Here is a 15,933-nt window from a genome sequence, read left to right as displayed (position 1 = left end):
GGGGGTCGGACCAGTGCAACGCTTTGAACCGGTACGCTCATCCTTCCAAAACGGACCGGTTTTACAGCGTAGAATCGGCTTTTCACCCGCTCAGTTGCGGGTTGGGACAGCGCGAATGGCAACAACCGACCACGTCACCTCCGCCTACAGCGTACGTAGCCCCAGGATCATCTACGGAACGGCCTGGAAAAAAGACCGTACGGAAGCACTCGTCAGAACAGCCATCGAGCTGGGATTTCGCGGTATCGATACGGCGGGTCAACCCAGACACTACGACGAAGCGGGCGTAGGGGCGGGGGTGGCGGCGTGTCTGAACGATCACCTGCGGCGCGCCGACCTTTATCTGCAAACCAAATTCACGTCGCTGCCGGGCCAGGACCCGGCGCGGGTCCCTTACGACCCGAAAGCGCCCCTAGCCGAACAAGTCGCGCAGTCGTTCAAGACATCGGTGCACAATCTGCGGACCGACTATGTCGATTGCTTCATCCTGCATTCCCCCATGGGCGAAGGAAGACAAACGACGGAAGTTTGGCGGGCGATGGAACTGCTGTTCGACAACGGTGGCGCCAGGCAGCTCGGGATCAGCAATTGCTACAGTCTCACCTACCTCGAGACGCTGTACCGCACGATGCGAGTAAAGCCGGCCGTGGTTCAGAATCGTTTCTATGCCCAGACGGGCTACGATCGCGAAATCAGAGCATTCTGCCGATTGCACGGGATCATTTATCAAAGTTTCTGGACATTGACGGCCAATCCACATGTCCTCGCCCATGACGACGTGAAACTCCTGGCGTCGAAGTACGGACGTACTCCGGCACAGGTGTTGTTTCGCTACCTGACCCAGAACGATGTTGTCCCGTTGACGGGTACGAGCACAGAAGCTCACATGCGCGAAGACCTGCAAATCCTGGATTTTGAGTTAACAGAAGATGAGGTTGGTAGGGTGACCGCATTGTTCTGATCGTCGGGGCGCGGCTTCACAAGCAGTGACCGCGCTCGCGGACTACAGCGCGCCGATCGCCCAGCGGACCAGGAAGAACCCGCCGACACCGAGGAGGACGAGGAGGGCGGCGAGCCCGAGGGCTAGCGACACGGAGAAGAGCCGGCTCGAACGCTCGGTTCTCTCCCGCCGTTCCAGCCAGGCATCGAGCAGCCGGACGTTCTGCTGGTTCGCCTTCCATGCCGCATCGAAGACGTCACCCGCAAACGGGACGACGCCGACGACACCCTCTACACCGATGTTGGCCGCCATGCGCAGGAGCAGGCTCCTTGGCGCACCCAAGCGTGCCGCCTCCTTCACGATGTAACCCGATATCAGCACACCCAGGAGATCCCCGAGAACGGGAAAAAGACCGAGCAATGCGTCCACGCCGATGGTGAAGCTCGTTCCTGGGATCGGAATCGAGCTATCGAGGAGCCACGCGAGCTGCCTCAGCCGTTCGCGGGCTTCTCGTACGCCGGCCTCCTCGACCGATTGCACCCTGCCGGCAGAGTCGACGGAAATCACGCGCGATGATCGTTTCATTCGCCGGCAAAAAACCGGGCTGGGGAAAAAACGCGGCCAAAAAGCCGCGTCAGAGAGGAATCGGAATCGTTCTCCGACCCGGTCTCCGGCTCGAAGTCGCTCAGCTCTTCTTCGTCGACTGCCACAGGCCGAGAGTCGCGCCCGTCGGGTCGGCGATCACGCTGAACCAGCCCATTCCGGGTACCTCCGTCACGTCCTTCAGGACGGAACCGCCGAGCGCTTTCACCTTTTGTGTGGCCGCGCGGACGTCGTCCACCTGCACGTACGCGAGCCACATGGGCGACTGTTCTTTCATCTCCATCATGCCGCCGCCGGTGCCCTCGCCGACCTCGACCATCGTGTAGTTCATCTGCGGCACGTCTGCGAGCTTCCAGCCGAACAGGTTCTCGTAGAACGGCTTGGCCTTGCCGAGATTGTTCGTATTCAGTTCCACGTGCACGAAGGGATTCGCCATATCGCACCTCCAGCATCTGCGATGAAATCGCGGCATCTCGCCACCACGGATGGACACAGCCGCGCCGGCGAGGTTCCGGGTGAGCCGGTGAAAAAGCCAACCGATTTGTCGCGGCTCGCTAGCCTCCGCTCCTGGCGAAAACGAGAAACGCTTGTTTCGGGAGAAACGTGAACTCGTGCTTGAGCTCGAATCCCGCACTCCGCATCTCGCTCTTGATTGCGCCAGGGGAAGTGTGGTGGGACCCGAAGATGTCGAACCATTGCCTGCTGTTGAAGTCGATGATCACCACCCGCCCGCCGGGTCTGAGGTACTTGCCCGCGCGGGCAAAATAGGCGGTACGGCGTTCCAGAAAGTGGTAAGTGTTGACGGAAAAGATCATGTCTACGCCGGAAGGCGGTAACCCCGGGTCGTCGGGCTCCGCGAGGATGACTTCGACGTTCTTGTGGCCCTCGACGCGCGCACGTTCGCGAAGGTAGTCGTTCATTCGACGATCGACGTCCACCGCAAACACTTTCCCGCCCGGACCGACGGCGTTCGCGAGGCGAAAGGTGAAATACCCGCTTCCCGACCCGACGTCGGCAACCTGATCGCCGGCCCTGATGTCGAGGACGCGGATCACTTCCTCCGGTTTCTGCCATTCGTCCCGGTTGAATCCCTCGTAGGCCCATCGCTTCAGGCCCGTGCAGCCCGTAAGCAGAAGGAACGCGAGGAGAACGGCGAGCCCGGGCGTCGCGCTCTTTCTCAGCGCCACGGAAGTTTCTCTTCTCGATCGCGGATCACGGCTCCTGTTCCCGAACATCGAAACAAAAAACCGGGTTGGAGAGCGAGATCCGCTACGCCGCCCACGCGGCGATGCAGGTGGGCCTGGAGGCAGGGGAGACGCGGCTCCCCTGCCATCCCTGCGCCCGCATCGTTTTATTTCTTCTTTGCCGTGCCGTCCTTGTCGAGGTAGGTGATCCCCCAAGGCCCATTCCCGTGAAGTTGGACGGTCGCCTCCTTGTCCTTGGTGTAGGCGAACATCGGCTTGCCCTGCTCGATCGAGAAGTAGCTGCCCGGGCCGAATGCCTTGGCCGCTTTGCGATCCAACTTGTCGCCCGGGGCAAAGTAAAGGGTGCCCGAGAGGACGGTGACGTTCTCGGTAGCCGGATGGGTGTGCACCCCGATGGTCGTCTTCGGCGGAACCTTGAGACGCATCACGAACGGTCCGGACGACTTGGGGTCGCCGTCGATGACGGCGGTCTTGGCGCCCGGACCGATGGAGGGCGCATCTTGCCACTTGATGTCGCCTTGCATTACTGCGGTGTACTCTTGCGCCGACGCCGGCGCTGCCATCAACCCGCTGAGTCCCACAGTAAGACCAATCGCCGCAACCTTCGCAGTCTTCATGGATGACCTCCTCTGTCGAGTCCCTTGACTCGCAACGATCAGTGCATGGTACTACGCGGTCGATTCTCCACCGTTGCTTGTTTTTCGACCAGATTCAATGAAGAGGGAAGCGTACGTAAGGGAAGTTCGTGTTTGAAGGGGAAGAGCTTGATTCCCTTGTTCTTCGAATTGGTGTTTGTCCTGCCGGGTATGGAAGACGCATCCCTAAACGCTTGGATTCCCATTGCCCCGGCAACGACGGGGGCGGCGGGAGGACTTTCGGCCCGACGGAAAGGGGGTCGGGGAACGAAAAGCGGGTTGGGTGACCCGTTCTAGCCGCGCGGTGGCTTCTGTCAGCGGCTTTCAAAAGAAGTGATCGCTTTCGCGAGGATGAGAATGCGTATCCCGGATCGTTATGCACCGATCCTCTTCGGTGCCTGCTCTCGACCATCATGGTCGGCATCGTGTCCGCCGTGGTCTTGCGATCAACCAGGGGGTCCAGAACGGGTTCCTGTGGCAATGGCTTAAAAGCTGTGTGAAGACGTGGCCAGTGGCATTTCCCGCAGCGCTCGTTGTTTACCCCTTGGGTACGTCGAATCGTCGGTCGCCTGACCGCCTAGCCGGTGAAACGGCCCAGGCGGGAGGCTCTTCGCAACAGGCAGTAAAACTCGATGATCTGGTCGGCGGGTTGTCACTCGATTGTCCAGATGCGTGGTTAATCATGGAATTCGAGGACGAGGTGAGGTATGCGAGTGAGGAGTTCGCGCGTTACCTCGAAAGGTTGTCGTCGTTTCCGACACCATATTCCGTTGACCTTACCTCCGCCGTCGGAAGAAGCGCGAAACCGATACCATGAAAAAATGTTCGCTTGCCGAGAAGGCGACTGACGTGAAAAGTAGATTCGACAAAAAAGTAGGCGGTACGCGTGACCTGCGTCGATGATTTTGTAGCAATCCCGCGGCGAGTCCTCCGATAACGCCGCCGGATTTTCACGAACCAAAAATGGTGCTGCACGTCCAATGTCGTTGAATCTCCCCATGGAGGGCGATCGATGGCGAACCAAACAGGTGCGGTAGCCAACCCTGCAAGAACGATCAGGGATTGGATTCGAGGTCCCAGGGGCCCCGTATTACAGCAGCAAGCATACGCATATCTGACGGACAACCAGGGACTCGCGGTCACGGTGATCGATACCGGGACGCGTACGGTTGTCAGAGCGATTGAGGTGGCGGGACCGTCTGGTTGCCTGACCGTCGACGCAGTCGGCGAACGAGTGTACGTCGCTCTTGGTACGCCGAGTCAGATTGACGTGATCGATGCCGCGACGAACGTGGTCATCGATCACATCCCGGTTACTGCGCGTTCAATGGCCGTCAATCCGAGTACGGCGCGTCTTTATGGTGCGAGTGATGGCGCGGTGGTAGTGATTGATACCTCAACAAATAGCGTGATCGCTACGTTACCTGTCGGTGGTTCCCTTGCCGGTGTCGCTATCAAGCCGGACGGCACACGGGTATACGTGGCTGACAACAGCGGGAATGCCGTGTACGTGATCGATGCGGCTGGCAACACCGTATTGCCGGGAGCCATCGCGGTCGGATCCGGCCCGCAGGGTCTAGCCGTGCATCCGAACGGCACTCGCCTTTACGTAGCAAACGGCAAAGACGATTCTGTCTCTGCGATCAAAACGGACAGCAGTCCACCAGTCGTGCAGCGCATCTCGGTCGGATCGGCACCTTACGCTGTGGCGGTCAACAAAGCCGGAACACGTGTCTACGTCACGAATACCGGAGGCCGCTCTGTCTCGGTCATCGATACTGCTCGTAACCTGGTGATCGCCACGGTACCGCTCGGATATCCCCCGCAGGGCGTCGCCGTGAGCCGGAACGGGAAAGAGGTATATGCGGTGGTCCGTGGTTACCCTCGGTCTTTGACCACCGACACCACCGGAGCGCTAGCTGTTATCGACGCGACCTGTCACGGGCACGTTGCGGATGTTTCCATGGGCGAAGCGGACTTCAAGCCCGGTGGCTTAGGCGACTTTCTTCTGCCGCATTAGTTGCGTAGTTCGAGCAACAACGGGGGTCGGCGGGAGGAGAAACGGGATCCGATCCCCGTTTTCTCTCTCATGTTGGGTGGGCGGATCCGGATTATTCGCTGGTCGGCTGGATCTCGTGAGCGACTGCCTGGACGGAGGGACCGGACCTCGATCCCTCCGCCGCGTTTCACCTTCCGTAGTGGTATCCGCTACTACGCCGCCTTGTCCTGACGCTGTCCGAGCGATCCCGCCAATGCGCGCAGCAATGCGGCGCCGTTGCCGCGCCAGGCGCTGCCGTGCATGCAGGCGAGGGTAATGGGTGATTCCTGGGCAAGGCGCTCGAGCATGGCGCCGGTGTTCGGGGCATGCGCGTAGTAGTCCATGGCGCGGCGGAATGCCTCGCTCGGCCCCAGGATGTCGCTCTCGACCAGGGCCGCTTTTCCGCTCCCGCCCTGGGTGAACAGGTCGCCTGCCAGCAGCGTGCGGGTGCTGTCGTCGAACATCAGGCCCGCCTCCCAGCCGTGGGGCAGGTGCGGCGTGTCGAACCAGCGGAGCCGGTGATGTCCCAGATCCAGCGTCTCGCCGTCGCCCAGGGCGTGCGGGGCGCGGTCGGCCAGATCGTTCACCGACACCATCGCGGCGACCTGGCTGCAGACCGGCACGGCGTCCGGGGCGGCCGCGAGAAGATCGTTCAGGGCGCCGCACTCGTCGGCCTCGACGTGCGAAAAGCCGATATACGCGAGCCGCTCCGGGGGCAGTATGGCGGCGATCGCCTCCCGAACCAGCGGGAACATGCGCCGCGGGCCGGTATGGAAGAGCAGCGGCTTGTCGTCGACGATCAGGTATTGATTGAAGTTGAAGCCGCCTCCCGGCAATTGCACGGGCGTGTTGATGCGGTAGATGCCTTCGGCGATTTCCTGGACGTTGGTGCCAGACTGTGTGTTGGTAATCACGGCGTCCTCCTTAAGTGGGTCGCCAAGGAAGTGTAACGAGGCGGCGGATCGTTACACTTCCTTGAGGCAAGGAGGGCGTACTATGCTGCGGGCGTGCTCCAGCCCGACACCGACAACCACCCGGACGACGCCACGCTGGCACGACGCGTGGCCCAGGCGGCGCCCGGGATCGACGGCGAGGCCGAGGCCGAATTGTGCCGGCGGCTTGCGCCGCGCGTGCGCCTCTACGGATTGCGGCACCTGCGCAGCGAATCGGCCGCCGCCGACCTCACGCAGCAGGTCATGCTCATGATGATCGAGCGCCTGCGCGCCGGCGAAGTCCGCGAGCCGGAACGGCTGGCCTCGTTCCTGTTCGGCATGTGCCGGATGATGGTGCTCGAGCTGCGGCGCGGGAACCGGCGGCGCGAACGATTGCTCGAAACCTACGGCGAGGCGCTTGCGCCGGCGGAAACCCGGGCGCCGGACCCGGACCGGGGGCGGCTGGCGGATTGCCTCGCGCGCCTCCCGGAACGGGAGCGCACGATCCTGATGCTGACCTTCCATGACGACCTGCCGGCCGAATCCCTGGCGCGCGAGCTGAACCTGACGCCGGCCAACGTGCGCGTCATCCGCCACCGCGCGCTCGAGCGCCTGCGCGGATGCGTGAACGGAGCCGCCGCGTGACTGCCGCCGCCTGCCGCGCGCCGCTCGATTGGCCCACGCTCATCGCGTACCGGCTCGGTGAGCTCGACCCCGACACCGAGGCGCGCATCGAGGAGCATTACCTCGGCTGCGCCGAATGCAGCCGGCGGCTGGACGAGCTGAGCGCGCTGGCGGAGGGCGTGCGCGCGGTGGCGCGGGCGAGCGGGGTGACGGCGGTGGTCAACGAACCGTTCGTGCAGAGGCTGACGGAACGCGGCCTCAAGGTGCGCGCGTACCGCGTGCCGCAGAACGGCTCGGTGAACTGCACCATCGCGCCCGAGGACGATTTCGTGGTGGCGCGCCTCGAGGCGCCGCTCGCCGGGGTGACGCGCCTCGATCTTGTGAACGTCGGCGCCGACGGCAGGACGGAAATGCGGCTGGAGGACATTCCGTTCATTGCCGAAACAGGCCACGTGATCGTCTCGACACGCGTCGCCACCTTGCGCGCGCTGCCGGCAACGACCCTGCGCATGCGTCTGCTCGCCGTCGAGGGCAACGGCGAGCGCGCCCTCGGCGAGTACACGTTCCATCACACGCCGCAGAAACCGACCGAGGGACCGGCTTAGCCGCCGACAGAAGCCGGCGCCGCTAGAGCGCAAGCAACGAACGGGTCACCCAGCCGGCCGCGTAGAGGCCGATGCCGAAGACCGCGTGCATGACCAGGCTCTGGATTCGGGCCGCGGCAGGGCGCGGAGTGCGGCTGGCGGCGATGCCGGCGCCCATGCCCGGCTGCATCAACAGGAAGGGCGCCAACACCGTGCCGATCCCGACGATGAGGGCGGGCCCGAGCGTCGGCCGGCGAACCCAGTCGAGCCCCCAGAAAGCGAGCAGCAGGGCCGCGAAAGCGATGCCGATCAGGTAGTGGGCGGTCCAGCCGATCAGGCGCTCGCCCTGCACAGACGGCGTGGCGGCGATCCGGTCATGGCGAAAGCGCCCGCGTGGGAAATAGGCGAGCCAGCGGCCGACCAGACCGTAGTCCGGCGCAGGAATGCCGAGCATGCGCCTGCGGAAGACTCCCCAGATGTCCGTGACCGCCGTCGCGCCCGCCCCAATGAGTAGTGTGCACACCAGATAGTCCACGATCGTCTCCATTGGCTTGCCTTCGAGAGGCCGAAGCGGCACTCTGCCACTTCAAGTCGACTTGAGGTCAAGAGGGTGCGCGACCTGGACATCGCGGAAGTGGCGGAGCGCTCCGGCGTTCCCGCCTCGACGCTGCGGTTCTACGAGGAAAAGCGACTGATCGCCTCGACCGGCAGGCGGGGCCTGCGTCGTCTGTTCGATCCCGGCGTGGTGGAGCGGCTGGCGCTGATCGGTCTGGGGCGCGCCGCCGGCTTTACGCTCGACGAGATCGCGCTCATGTTCGCGTCGGACGGGCGGCCGCGCATCGACCGGAAGATGCTCGCCGCCAAGGCGGAGGAGCTGGACCGGACGATCCGCCGGCTGAGCGCCATGCGCGACGGCCTTCGGCATGCCGCCGTCTGCCCCGCGCCGAGCCATATGGAATGTCCCAGCTTCCGCCGATTCCTGGGCGCCGCCGCATCGGGTGCTATCGGTGCGCGAAGGAAGCGGGCCGCGCAGCCTCGCCGAAAGGAGCGCAAGCGGGATCGCCGATAGCCGCGCCCGCGTTTCCGAATGTTTCTCGCTGAACCGCGGCGGCCCCGCCCCCGAAAGGGCGGAGACCACCGATGGGAGTTGAGGAATCGAGTCGGCTGCGAACGGGCGTTTACAACCGCTCCGCCGTGGCCGCATCGATCCTGATCTTGTGCATCCTTCCCGCCTTGTCCTCGACTTTGACTTCGTAGAGGTCGCGCGCGCCCTCGTGCTCGAGCTCGGCCTCGATCACCGTTCCCGGCACCTGATGCTTGGCGAGCGCAACGGCTTGCTCGATCACGAGCCGGGGCTGCGCCGGCTGGACCGACTCGTCGCCGCTCGACGCCACTGCGGCCCCAATGCCCCCGGAAAGTCCTGCGATCACGAAACCCGCGATCAGATATTTCTTCATGGCCCGTACTCCTTCGGAAATGGGTCGGGCTTCCACTGGCGGCGACCCGTTGATTCGATCCCTGTGGCGTTCTCCATCTGCCGGCACTCTAAGCGCGCCGGATGAATCCACGCTGAAGACCGCAGGTCGGCGGGAAGGGAAGAGCGTGCTTCGACTGCATGGGCCGACGAGGACTGCGCCGCCGGATCAAGCCCTTTATCGAAGTCCGCCTTTGCCTCCGACCTCCGTCGCCGTACCATGAACGCCCCCGCGCCGTCGTTCCACCCGCCACACCTCGAATCCAAGCGGCCGGGCCGGTTGATCCAGGCATGCCAAAGCAATCCGAACTACGACCAGGAGGATTGATCATGGCTCTCACAGCACCCCCGAACTTCGACAGCGGTTACCTTCGCGCCCAGGTGCGCGCCGAGTACGAGCGCGTGGCGCGTGAGCCCCACGGCGAGTTTCACTTCCACCGGGGTCCCGAGTACGCGAGCAACCTGCTTGGCTACGACGCGGCCGAGCTCGCGGCGCTGCCGGAGGAATGCACCGCCCGCTTCGCCGGCGTCGGCAATCCGTTACGCATCGGCGATGCGCCCGGCGTCGCACCCGTCACCCGCGGGGAGACGGTGCTCGATCATGCCTGCGGCGCGGGGATGGATCTGCTCCTCGCGGCGCGGCGCGTGGGGCCGACCGGGCGCGCCATCGGCGTCGACATGACGCCGGCCATGCGCGAGCAGGCGAGGGCGGCCGCGGAGCGCGCGGGGCTCGGCGAGATCGTCGACATCCGCGACGGCATGTACGAAGACCTGCCGGTCGAGAGCGAGAGCATCGACGTCGTGATCTCCAACGGTGTCGTGAACCTGGCGCCCGACAAGACGCGGGTGTTCGCGGAGATCCACCGCGTGCTGAAACCCGGCGGCCGGCTCTTTCTCGCGGACGTCATCGTCCAGCGGGAGCTGACGGCGGAGGCGCGCAACGACCCGGATATCTGGGCCGCGTGCATCGGCGGGGCGCTGATGGAGGGGGAGATGCTCGAGCTCGCCAGGACGAGCGGGCTCGTGGACGGCCGCATCGTCCAGCGGTTCAACTGCTTCATGGGCACCTCGGCGGAACAGCACGTCTCGAAGGACCTCTTCGTGCACGCCGTGAATTTCTACGCGCGCAAGCGGTGACCCGAACGGCGTGACCGCCACGCCGCGCGACTTGCGAGAATCGCGACCCGGGTAAGGGTCGTCGCAGGTCGCGGAGAGCGGCGATCAAGGCCCCTGCCGACGGACCGCGGTACGGTGCCGACTCGCCCTGCCGAAAAGGGCAGGCGGGAGTACGACGCGAACTGCGCCGGTTGCCCCGGCACGAAGGGGAAGGGCACGGGCGCTACGCCGCCCGTGGCTGGTCATTTCCCGCATTGTTCGGTCGGACTGCCGATTATCGTATCGACCTCCGTTTGCGTCAGAACGACCGCGGTATAGGTCCGACCGGTCAAATCACCGACGGAGCGGGCGAAGGCGCGCAGGTGATTGCGCGAGCCGCAGTACAGGTTCTCGTAGACCTTGGCGATATCCGGATGCGTGGTGTTCGCGATGGACGTCTGGAGATCGCGGATGTCCGTCTCTTCGATGATGCCACCGACCCGCAGGGCCGCCATTTCGGATTCCATGCCGAGGGTGCTCAGGTTGGCGTAAAGAATCCGCAGGCTCGGGTCGGTGAACTGGCCGATCTGATTACCGGCGGCGGGATCAGGCAGGTCGTATCGGCGCAGGAGGCCGAGGATGGCATCCATGTGGCTCTGCTCGGAGCCCGCGATGTTGGAAAACACCGCGGTTCCCCATTTGTCGAAAAAGACCAGGTACGAATCCCGGGCGAGCTTCTCCTCTTCGCGAACGAAGGTCAGGTCGGCTTGCTCCTGCGCCGTAAGGTCGCTGCCGCTTTTCGCGGCCAGCAGCGGGGCGCTGATCGACGTGAGACCGATGGCAAGAATCGCTGATGCAAGTTTCAATGACACGGTAGCTGTCGTCCTTAGGGTTGTCGGATAAACAACCGGACCTGGGGATGGCGATGAGATGCATTCCGGTTGAACTTTCGGTGTTGTCGTCGCCGACGAGCAACGCACGATGCCAACATCCTCGATCGTCGCCGGGCGTGAAATCAATGCGACAACCTGTCGCAGCATCCTCCCGCTCCGTCTCCTGCAACGCCCGTCGGGCACGTCGGTCTTTATTCGGATGGCATGCACCCGCTGGCGGATTGACGGTCCCTGGACGATCGGGCAGGAAACGTGGATGCGCGATCAAACGACCCGCCAATCTCGGACACCGGAGCAAACTTGCGCGACGCCGCGACCTCGGCGAACGAACGAGAAGACGATTTGTGATTCTAGGAATCGGGCATGTGGGGGTCGATATGGGCGGCTCTCTCCACCCGGATCGCGGCGCCCGCCTTCACGTTCCCGAGCTGCTTCACGTCGCCCAGCGCCCGGGCCCAGATGTTCGTCGGTGCCGCCAGGCGGATCTCGTTGCCGCGGGAGACGGGGGTGCGGCCGAACCCGATCGCGATGCAATCGCCTTCCACCCAGAAGGCCAGCTCGCCGGCCTGCACGACGTCGCGCGCGTCCGCTTCCCGCTCCGCGCTGACCGGGGTGGAGAAATAGACCTCCTCGCCCCACGTCCGGGCCTTCGACTCGAACGGTAGCGCGTTCCAGATGGCGTCCGCCGTCGGCGTATCGAGGAGCTCCGCCTCGAGGACGACCGACCCGATGGTCATTTTGACGCGCCGCACGATTCCCCTCCTCGCTCGCGAAAGATGAACCCCCCTGGGTGTCCGCCGGAGGCGCGGTCGGCGCTGCGCCGCCAGCGGGGAAATGAGGCTGTAGGACGGCAAACGGTTCGTGGCAAGCAAAGCCTTACGTAGCTTACCCGCGCCTGGCCCCCAGATCGCGTGTGGAGAAGCGCGGCGACACAAGGCGATCGGTTCAGTTAATGCGCGATAAACCAATCTTCTGCCGATCGCCCGATCGCGCAGTTTGATGCCGATCAAAGCGCCGCGGCAGGCGCTTTCGCAACATAGGGTCGGTACGCCGCTCCGCCTCGCGGTCGTCGGCAACTGAAAGAACCTCGTTTCTTCTCCTGCCCGGTCTCTGCGGGGCGCAGCCTGCATAGCGAGACCGACTCCTGGAGCTCTCCGGGAGAGGAGGTTGAGATGGACGACTACACACCGGACTTCTCACTTGAAGTGGAAGGAGTGAAAGGGCTTTGTCCCGCGGGTGAGCAGTATGCAAAGCGGATGATCGCGGAAAAGAAGATCCCCGTTTTCTCGTGCGAGGGACCCTGCATCCGCGGAGAGATCGCGCGGCTCGCTGCCAATCTGGTGGCAAACGAAGTGCCGGGTTACGCACGCTCGTGCCATGCGGAGACCTTCTTCGTGCCGCATTCGACGATGGCGCGCTGGGTCAAGGAGGCGGAAAGGGCCGTCATGATCGATGGTTGTTTCCTGAAGTGCCACGGACGCGTGCTGACGAAGCTGATTCACGACGAGAAGGTGCTTCATATCGATGCGCTGCCGCTCTACAGGAAATACACCGATCTCTTTTCGATGGACGACGTCCCCGAAGACGAGCGAAAGGCGGTGGCGCGAGAGGTGGCGGACAAGATCAAGGCGATGTTGAAGGAACAGGCCAGGGCGGCTTGACATCGCCGCGAGTCGTGTCGCTGCGCGTTCGTCGGAGGTGACGTCATGTACCTGTTCTTCAGCCTTATTCCTGCCACGCTCTGGGTCGTCCTGGGCTACTTCATTCTGTTCACGTCCTCCAAGGCCCAAGGCCAGCTGCAGACGTTCGGCCGGATCCTGGCCATCGTCGTCTTCGCGATCGGCGCTCTTTTTCCCTTGCTCGGTGCCTATGCGACGTTTGCCGGCCTCTCTCCCATGGGCGCCATGGAGTCGATGCATTCGGGAGCCCGCCCATGAGGGCGTGCGCAAGCACCGGCAGAAGGAGCTGAACCATGGCTCATCATCGGCGCGGTCTTGCCCGTGCCAGCACCGGTCCGATCCGGCACCGTTCCGGTAATCAGGCCGCTCGCAAGGAGGTAATTATGAAGCTCAACATGGGAACCATCGATCGGTCCGCCCGACTGGTCGTCGCCGCCATCATCGCGGCGCTGTATTTCACCGGGCAGATCAGCGGGACCGTGGCCGTCGTGCTCGGCGTCGTGGCCGTGGTCTTCGCGGTCACGAGCCTCGTCGGCTATTGCCCCGCCTATGTGCCGTTCGGCATTTCGACGCGCAAGGCGGACAGGCCCATGCCGCGGCGGCGCGGAACCGCTGTCTGAAACACGACGTACGGCAAGAGAACCGGGTCGAACCTGTTTCCGCTCCGGGTCCGGGGAATGCGCGGAAGCCCGGTCCGACCCGTCATCAAGACGGCGCGCGACGTTACGGTTTGACGATATCGAGCAGATCCACCTCGAACACCAGCGTCGCTCCCGGCGGAATCACCGGGGGGCGGCCGGTGTCGCCGTAGGCGATGTCGGAGGGACACACGAGCCTGCTCTTGCCGCCGACTTTCATGAGCTGCAGCCCTTCGGTCCAGCAGCGGATCACCTGGTTCAGTCCGAACGTCACCGGCTCGCCGCGCTCGATCGAGCTGTCGAAGACCTTCCCGTCGATCAGCGTCCCCTTGTAGTGCACCTTCACCTGGTCGGTCGCGGCCGGCGAAGCGCCGCTGCCCGGTTTGAGCGGGACGTACACCATCCCCGACGCGGTCCGGCTCGCGCCTTTCTGACCCGCGGTCTTCTCCGCATACGCGGCGCCGGCCTGCTTCTGCCGCTGCATGACGGACGCCATGCGGGTCTTCTGCAGTTCCTGGATCTTCGGGCGATAGGCGTTCACGTCCACCTTCGGCTTCTGATTGAGGACGCCGTCGCTCAGCCCGGCCTTGACCATTTCGAGGTCGGACTTGCTCAGATTGAACGTGGAAAGGTTCCCGCTGAGGAGTACGCCGATGGCATAAAACGTCTTCTGCTCCTCCGATTTCGGTTCCGGACCCGCGGCGACGGCCACGGAAGCGGACGCGAACAGGGCGGCAAACACGCACGGCACGATGACACGCATGGAGAGGTCCTTGTCTGGATTGACTCGATTGATCGGGGACGGCACGCAAGCGCGCCAGATTAAGCGCGCCACCTCGCGCTGTCCAGGCAAGCGGTCCGTCGTGGCCCCGGCGAAGTCCGGCGCGGTTTCAGCGCATCGTGTTGGCGGGACCCGAGGTGCAAGGAGCGCCCCGGATCCATTTCCGTTCCACTCCCGGTGCTCTCTAGACCGTCGGCCGAAGGCACGCGATCACGACCAGCTCGATACTGCTGTTCAGGGGCAACACGCTGTGGCCGAACACGGTACGGGCATGACCCGCCCGATCCTGCAGCACCGCCTTGAGCAGGTCCGAGGCGCCGTCCAGGACTTTCGGTTGACCGTGGAATTCCGACGCGGAGCTGATGTGGCCATCGATGCGCACGATACCGTCGAGCTGCTGCCAGCCGTCGGTTTCGTGCCGGACGTGCGCGAGCGCGTTCAGGCAGGCCAACCGCGCCGCCGCGTAGCCGTCCTCCGGCGTCAGGTCGCGTCCGATCTGTCCGGCGAACTTGAGCCGCCCGTTTTCGAGCGGGAACTGGCCGGAGACGAACAGCAGCCGGTCGCAGCGGCAGGCGGGCAGGTAATTGCCCGCCGGCCGGCTGCGCTCCGGCAGCACGATGCCCAGCTCATTGAGACGCACATCGATGGGGTGCACGGTCGTCCTCTATGTCCAGGGAAGCAGCGCCAGGTTACCGGCGACCTGGTGATTATCCACGCGGGCATGGGCCTCGCGCACCCGGTTCAGCGGCAAGGCCTCGTCCAGCACCGGCTTCACCTTGCCCGCCTTGACGAGCCGCAGACCCCGTTCGAGCTCCCCCAGCGTGCCCATGAAGGAGCCGATCAGCTGATACTGGCCGCGGAAGAACTCGTAGATATTGGGCAGCGTGGTTTCCAGGCCGGCCACCAGGCCGTAGTTGACGATCCGTCCGCCCCAGCGCGTGGCACGCACGTTGTCGCGCATGGCGCTTCCGCCCAGGTTGTCGATCACGACGTCGACGCCGTCGCCGCCCGTCCATTCCTTCGCGGCGTCCGCGAAGTTCCGTTCCCGGTAGAAGACGACTTCATCGGCGCCCAGACGTCGAGCCAGGTCGGCCTTCCGTGGCGTGCTCACGGTCGTCATCACGGACGCGCCCAGCGCCTTGGCGACCTGGATGGCCATGCTGCCGCTGCCCGAGGCGCCCGCGTGGACCAGCATGCGCATGCCCGGGCCGGCCTGTCCGAGCGTGCCGACCGTGTGCATCGCGGTGACCAGCACGAGCGGGATCGTCGCGAGCTCTTCCGCCGGCAGGCCGGTGTCGTTCTTCAGCAGCCAGCGCTGGTGGATCAGCATGTACTGCGCGTAACCGCCGTGATTGAACGTGCCGCCCGGGTAATAGCTCGGGGCGAAGTTCTCCTTCTCCGCCTGCCAGTCGGCCTCGTCGACCGGAAATCCCGGGGCGACGATGACCGCGTCGCCGGGCCTGAACCTTTCGACGTCGTCCGCCGCGGTCTCGACCCGGCCGACGATGTCCGATCCCGGGACGTGGGGAAGCGGGATCGCCTGGCTGACGGCGCCCCGGCGCACCAGCGTGTCGTAGTAGTTGAGCCCGGCCGCCTCGACGCGCACCAGGACATGGCCGGGACGCACCTGCGGGGTGGCCAGATCCCCCACGGCGAATACCTCGGGCCCGCCGAAGCGGGTCATGTAAGCGGCTTTCATTGTTCGCCTCCGTTGTTTAGATTGCCTGAATGATCGGTGCTCGCGTTTTCGAGCGAGCACGATTTTCGTAGCGTTCTGCAGAGTGCGAAATTGATACTTTCTCAGGCAGTACA

The 15,933-nt window shown here is 64.3% G+C and carries 22 protein-coding genes; 10 read left to right on the top strand and 12 right to left on the bottom strand.

Translation table 11 applies throughout. The annotated features are described in order from the left end of the window. The first annotated feature begins 115 nt into the window (after positions 1–115). On the top strand, positions 116–961 hold the full coding sequence (locus SVA_RS14045; RefSeq protein WP_096461816.1) for an aldo/keto reductase family protein: 846 nt from the start codon (positions 116–118) through the stop codon (positions 959–961). A gap of 42 nt (positions 962–1,003) precedes the next feature. On the opposite strand, the gene SVA_RS14040 is transcribed toward SVA_RS14045, so the two are convergent. From SVA_RS14040 to SVA_RS14025, 4 genes are all read right to left on the bottom strand, one after another. Then, positions 1,004–1,525 carry a DUF4112 domain-containing protein gene (locus tag SVA_RS14040; protein WP_096461815.1) on the bottom strand — a complete coding sequence of 174 codons (522 nt, stop codon included), beginning with the start codon at positions 1,523–1,525 and terminating at the stop codon, positions 1,004–1,006. A 100-nt stretch (positions 1,526–1,625) separates the two neighbouring features. Continuing rightward, entirely contained in the window at positions 1,626–1,979 is a 354-nt protein-coding gene (locus SVA_RS14035; RefSeq protein WP_096461814.1) for a VOC family protein, read from the bottom strand. A gap of 118 nt (positions 1,980–2,097) precedes the next feature. Then, complete coding sequence (locus tag SVA_RS14030; RefSeq protein ID WP_169924115.1) at positions 2,098–2,730, bottom strand: class I SAM-dependent methyltransferase; 633 nt, start codon at positions 2,728–2,730, stop codon at positions 2,098–2,100. A 164-nt stretch (positions 2,731–2,894) separates the two neighbouring features. Beyond that, positions 2,895–3,365, bottom strand: a complete 471-nt coding sequence (locus tag SVA_RS14025) for a cupin domain-containing protein (RefSeq protein WP_096461812.1) — start codon at positions 3,363–3,365, stop codon at positions 2,895–2,897. A gap of 394 nt (positions 3,366–3,759) precedes the next feature. Here SVA_RS14025 and SVA_RS20470 point away from each other — a divergent pair, with 394 nt between their 5' ends. Further along, entirely contained in the window at positions 3,760–4,200 is a 441-nt protein-coding gene (locus tag SVA_RS20470) for a DUF2798 domain-containing protein (protein WP_096461811.1), read from the top strand. Between the two features lie 417 nt (positions 4,201–4,617). Next, complete coding sequence (locus tag SVA_RS14015) at positions 4,618–5,403, top strand: YncE family protein (protein WP_169924114.1); 786 nt, start codon at positions 4,618–4,620, stop codon at positions 5,401–5,403. Positions 5,404–5,594: 191 nt separating this feature from the next. Here SVA_RS14015 and SVA_RS14010 read toward each other — a convergent pair whose 3' ends face one another. Continuing rightward, the gene (locus SVA_RS14010) at positions 5,595–6,335 is read right to left on the bottom strand and encodes an oxygen-binding di-iron domain-containing protein (RefSeq protein ID WP_096461809.1); all 741 of its coding nucleotides are present in this window, start codon (positions 6,333–6,335) and stop codon (positions 5,595–5,597) included. Between the two features lie 93 nt (positions 6,336–6,428). Between SVA_RS14010 and SVA_RS14005 the strand changes: the two genes are divergently transcribed. Next, a complete protein-coding gene (locus SVA_RS14005; RefSeq protein WP_096461808.1) occupies positions 6,429–6,998 on the top strand; it encodes an RNA polymerase sigma factor in 570 nt (189 codons plus the stop codon). After that, positions 6,995–7,582, top strand: a complete 588-nt coding sequence (locus tag SVA_RS14000; protein ID WP_169924113.1) for an anti-sigma factor family protein — start codon at positions 6,995–6,997, stop codon at positions 7,580–7,582. The genes SVA_RS14005 and SVA_RS14000 overlap by 4 nt, the downstream gene beginning before the upstream one ends. Positions 7,583–7,604: 22 nt before the next feature. Here the strand turns inward: SVA_RS14000 and SVA_RS13995 are convergent, their stop codons facing one another. Then, positions 7,605–8,108, bottom strand: coding sequence for a DUF2938 domain-containing protein (locus tag SVA_RS13995; protein ID WP_096461806.1), 504 nt, complete (start codon positions 8,106–8,108; stop codon positions 7,605–7,607). Positions 8,109–8,171: 63 nt separating this feature from the next. On the opposite strand from SVA_RS13995, the gene SVA_RS13990 reads away from it, so the two are divergent. After that, positions 8,172–8,630: a helix-turn-helix domain-containing protein gene (locus SVA_RS13990; RefSeq protein WP_096461805.1), complete on the top strand. Its 459-nt coding sequence runs from the start codon at positions 8,172–8,174 to the stop codon at positions 8,628–8,630. A gap of 109 nt (positions 8,631–8,739) precedes the next feature. Here SVA_RS13990 and SVA_RS13985 read toward each other — a convergent pair whose 3' ends face one another. Continuing rightward, positions 8,740–9,018, bottom strand: a complete 279-nt coding sequence (locus SVA_RS13985) for a PepSY domain-containing protein (protein ID WP_096461804.1) — start codon at positions 9,016–9,018, stop codon at positions 8,740–8,742. Between the two features lie 347 nt (positions 9,019–9,365). Here SVA_RS13985 and SVA_RS13980 point away from each other — a divergent pair, with 347 nt between their 5' ends. Continuing rightward, positions 9,366–10,172, top strand: coding sequence for a methyltransferase domain-containing protein (locus SVA_RS13980; protein ID WP_096461803.1), 807 nt, complete (start codon positions 9,366–9,368; stop codon positions 10,170–10,172). Positions 10,173–10,393: 221 nt separating this feature from the next. On the opposite strand, the gene SVA_RS13975 is transcribed toward SVA_RS13980, so the two are convergent. Together SVA_RS13975 and SVA_RS13970 are read right to left on the bottom strand one after the other, a co-directional pair. Next, complete coding sequence (locus SVA_RS13975) at positions 10,394–11,170, bottom strand: DUF2202 domain-containing protein (protein WP_096461802.1); 777 nt, start codon at positions 11,168–11,170, stop codon at positions 10,394–10,396. Positions 11,171–11,373: 203 nt separating this feature from the next. Then, a complete protein-coding gene (locus SVA_RS13970; protein WP_096461801.1) occupies positions 11,374–11,775 on the bottom strand; it encodes a cyclophilin-like fold protein in 402 nt (133 codons plus the stop codon). 420 nt (positions 11,776–12,195) lie between these two features. Between SVA_RS13970 and SVA_RS13965 the strand changes: the two genes are divergently transcribed. The 3 genes from SVA_RS13965 to SVA_RS13955 all read left to right on the top strand — a co-directional run bounded on the left by SVA_RS13965 (position 12,196) and on the right by SVA_RS13955 (position 13,322). Then, a complete protein-coding gene (locus tag SVA_RS13965; protein WP_096461800.1) occupies positions 12,196–12,684 on the top strand; it encodes a putative zinc-binding protein in 489 nt (162 codons plus the stop codon). 45 nt (positions 12,685–12,729) lie between these two features. After that, the gene (locus SVA_RS13960; RefSeq protein ID WP_096461799.1) at positions 12,730–12,960 is read left to right on the top strand and encodes a hypothetical protein; all 231 of its coding nucleotides are present in this window, start codon (positions 12,730–12,732) and stop codon (positions 12,958–12,960) included. A gap of 125 nt (positions 12,961–13,085) precedes the next feature. After that, positions 13,086–13,322, top strand: coding sequence for a YgaP family membrane protein (locus SVA_RS13955; RefSeq protein ID WP_096461798.1), 237 nt, complete (start codon positions 13,086–13,088; stop codon positions 13,320–13,322). 103 nt (positions 13,323–13,425) lie between these two features. Here SVA_RS13955 and SVA_RS13950 read toward each other — a convergent pair whose 3' ends face one another. The 3 genes from SVA_RS13950 to SVA_RS13940 all read right to left on the bottom strand — a co-directional run bounded on the left by SVA_RS13950 (position 13,426) and on the right by SVA_RS13940 (position 15,820). Further along, positions 13,426–14,103: an FKBP-type peptidyl-prolyl cis-trans isomerase gene (locus SVA_RS13950; protein ID WP_096461797.1), complete on the bottom strand. Its 678-nt coding sequence runs from the start codon at positions 14,101–14,103 to the stop codon at positions 13,426–13,428. Positions 14,104–14,305: 202 nt separating this feature from the next. Beyond that, positions 14,306–14,776, bottom strand: coding sequence for a RidA family protein (locus SVA_RS13945; RefSeq protein ID WP_197703218.1), 471 nt, complete (start codon positions 14,774–14,776; stop codon positions 14,306–14,308). Positions 14,777–14,785: 9 nt separating this feature from the next. Beyond that, on the bottom strand, positions 14,786–15,820 hold the full coding sequence (locus SVA_RS13940; RefSeq protein ID WP_169924112.1) for a quinone oxidoreductase family protein: 1,035 nt from the start codon (positions 15,818–15,820) through the stop codon (positions 14,786–14,788). Positions 15,821–15,933 lie beyond the last annotated feature (113 nt).

Origin of the sequence: Sulfurifustis variabilis (genome assembly GCF_002355415.1) — a bacterium.
GTDB lineage: Bacteria > Pseudomonadota > Gammaproteobacteria > Acidiferrobacterales > Sulfurifustaceae > Sulfurifustis > Sulfurifustis variabilis.
Note: the sequence above shows the minus strand (reverse complement) of the source record. Positions and strands in the feature narration are given on the sequence as shown.

Coding starts and splice junctions, on each gene's coding strand:
- SVA_RS20470 (WP_096461811.1), top strand. CDS start 3,760: ATGCACCGATCCTCTTCGGTGCCTGCTCTCGACCATCATGGTCGGCAT.
- SVA_RS14040 (WP_096461815.1), bottom strand. CDS start 1,525: ATGAAACGATCATCGCGCGTGATTTCCGTCGACTCTGCCGGCAGGGTG.
- SVA_RS13995 (WP_096461806.1), bottom strand. CDS start 8,108: ATGGAGACGATCGTGGACTATCTGGTGTGCACACTACTCATTGGGGCG.
- SVA_RS13950 (WP_096461797.1), bottom strand. CDS start 14,103: ATGCGTGTCATCGTGCCGTGCGTGTTTGCCGCCCTGTTCGCGTCCGCT.
- SVA_RS13980 (WP_096461803.1), top strand. CDS start 9,366: ATGGCTCTCACAGCACCCCCGAACTTCGACAGCGGTTACCTTCGCGCC.
- SVA_RS13960 (WP_096461799.1), top strand. CDS start 12,730: ATGTACCTGTTCTTCAGCCTTATTCCTGCCACGCTCTGGGTCGTCCTG.
- SVA_RS13940 (WP_169924112.1), bottom strand. CDS start 15,820: ATGAAAGCCGCTTACATGACCCGCTTCGGCGGGCCCGAGGTATTCGCC.
- SVA_RS14045 (WP_096461816.1), top strand. CDS start 116: ATGGCAACAACCGACCACGTCACCTCCGCCTACAGCGTACGTAGCCCC.
- SVA_RS13985 (WP_096461804.1), bottom strand. CDS start 9,018: ATGAAGAAATATCTGATCGCGGGTTTCGTGATCGCAGGACTTTCCGGG.
- SVA_RS13955 (WP_096461798.1), top strand. CDS start 13,086: ATGAAGCTCAACATGGGAACCATCGATCGGTCCGCCCGACTGGTCGTC.
- SVA_RS13965 (WP_096461800.1), top strand. CDS start 12,196: ATGGACGACTACACACCGGACTTCTCACTTGAAGTGGAAGGAGTGAAA.
- SVA_RS14025 (WP_096461812.1), bottom strand. CDS start 3,365: ATGAAGACTGCGAAGGTTGCGGCGATTGGTCTTACTGTGGGACTCAGC.
- SVA_RS13975 (WP_096461802.1), bottom strand. CDS start 11,170: ATGCTGCGACAGGTTGTCGCATTGATTTCACGCCCGGCGACGATCGAG.
- SVA_RS14035 (WP_096461814.1), bottom strand. CDS start 1,979: ATGGCGAATCCCTTCGTGCACGTGGAACTGAATACGAACAATCTCGGC.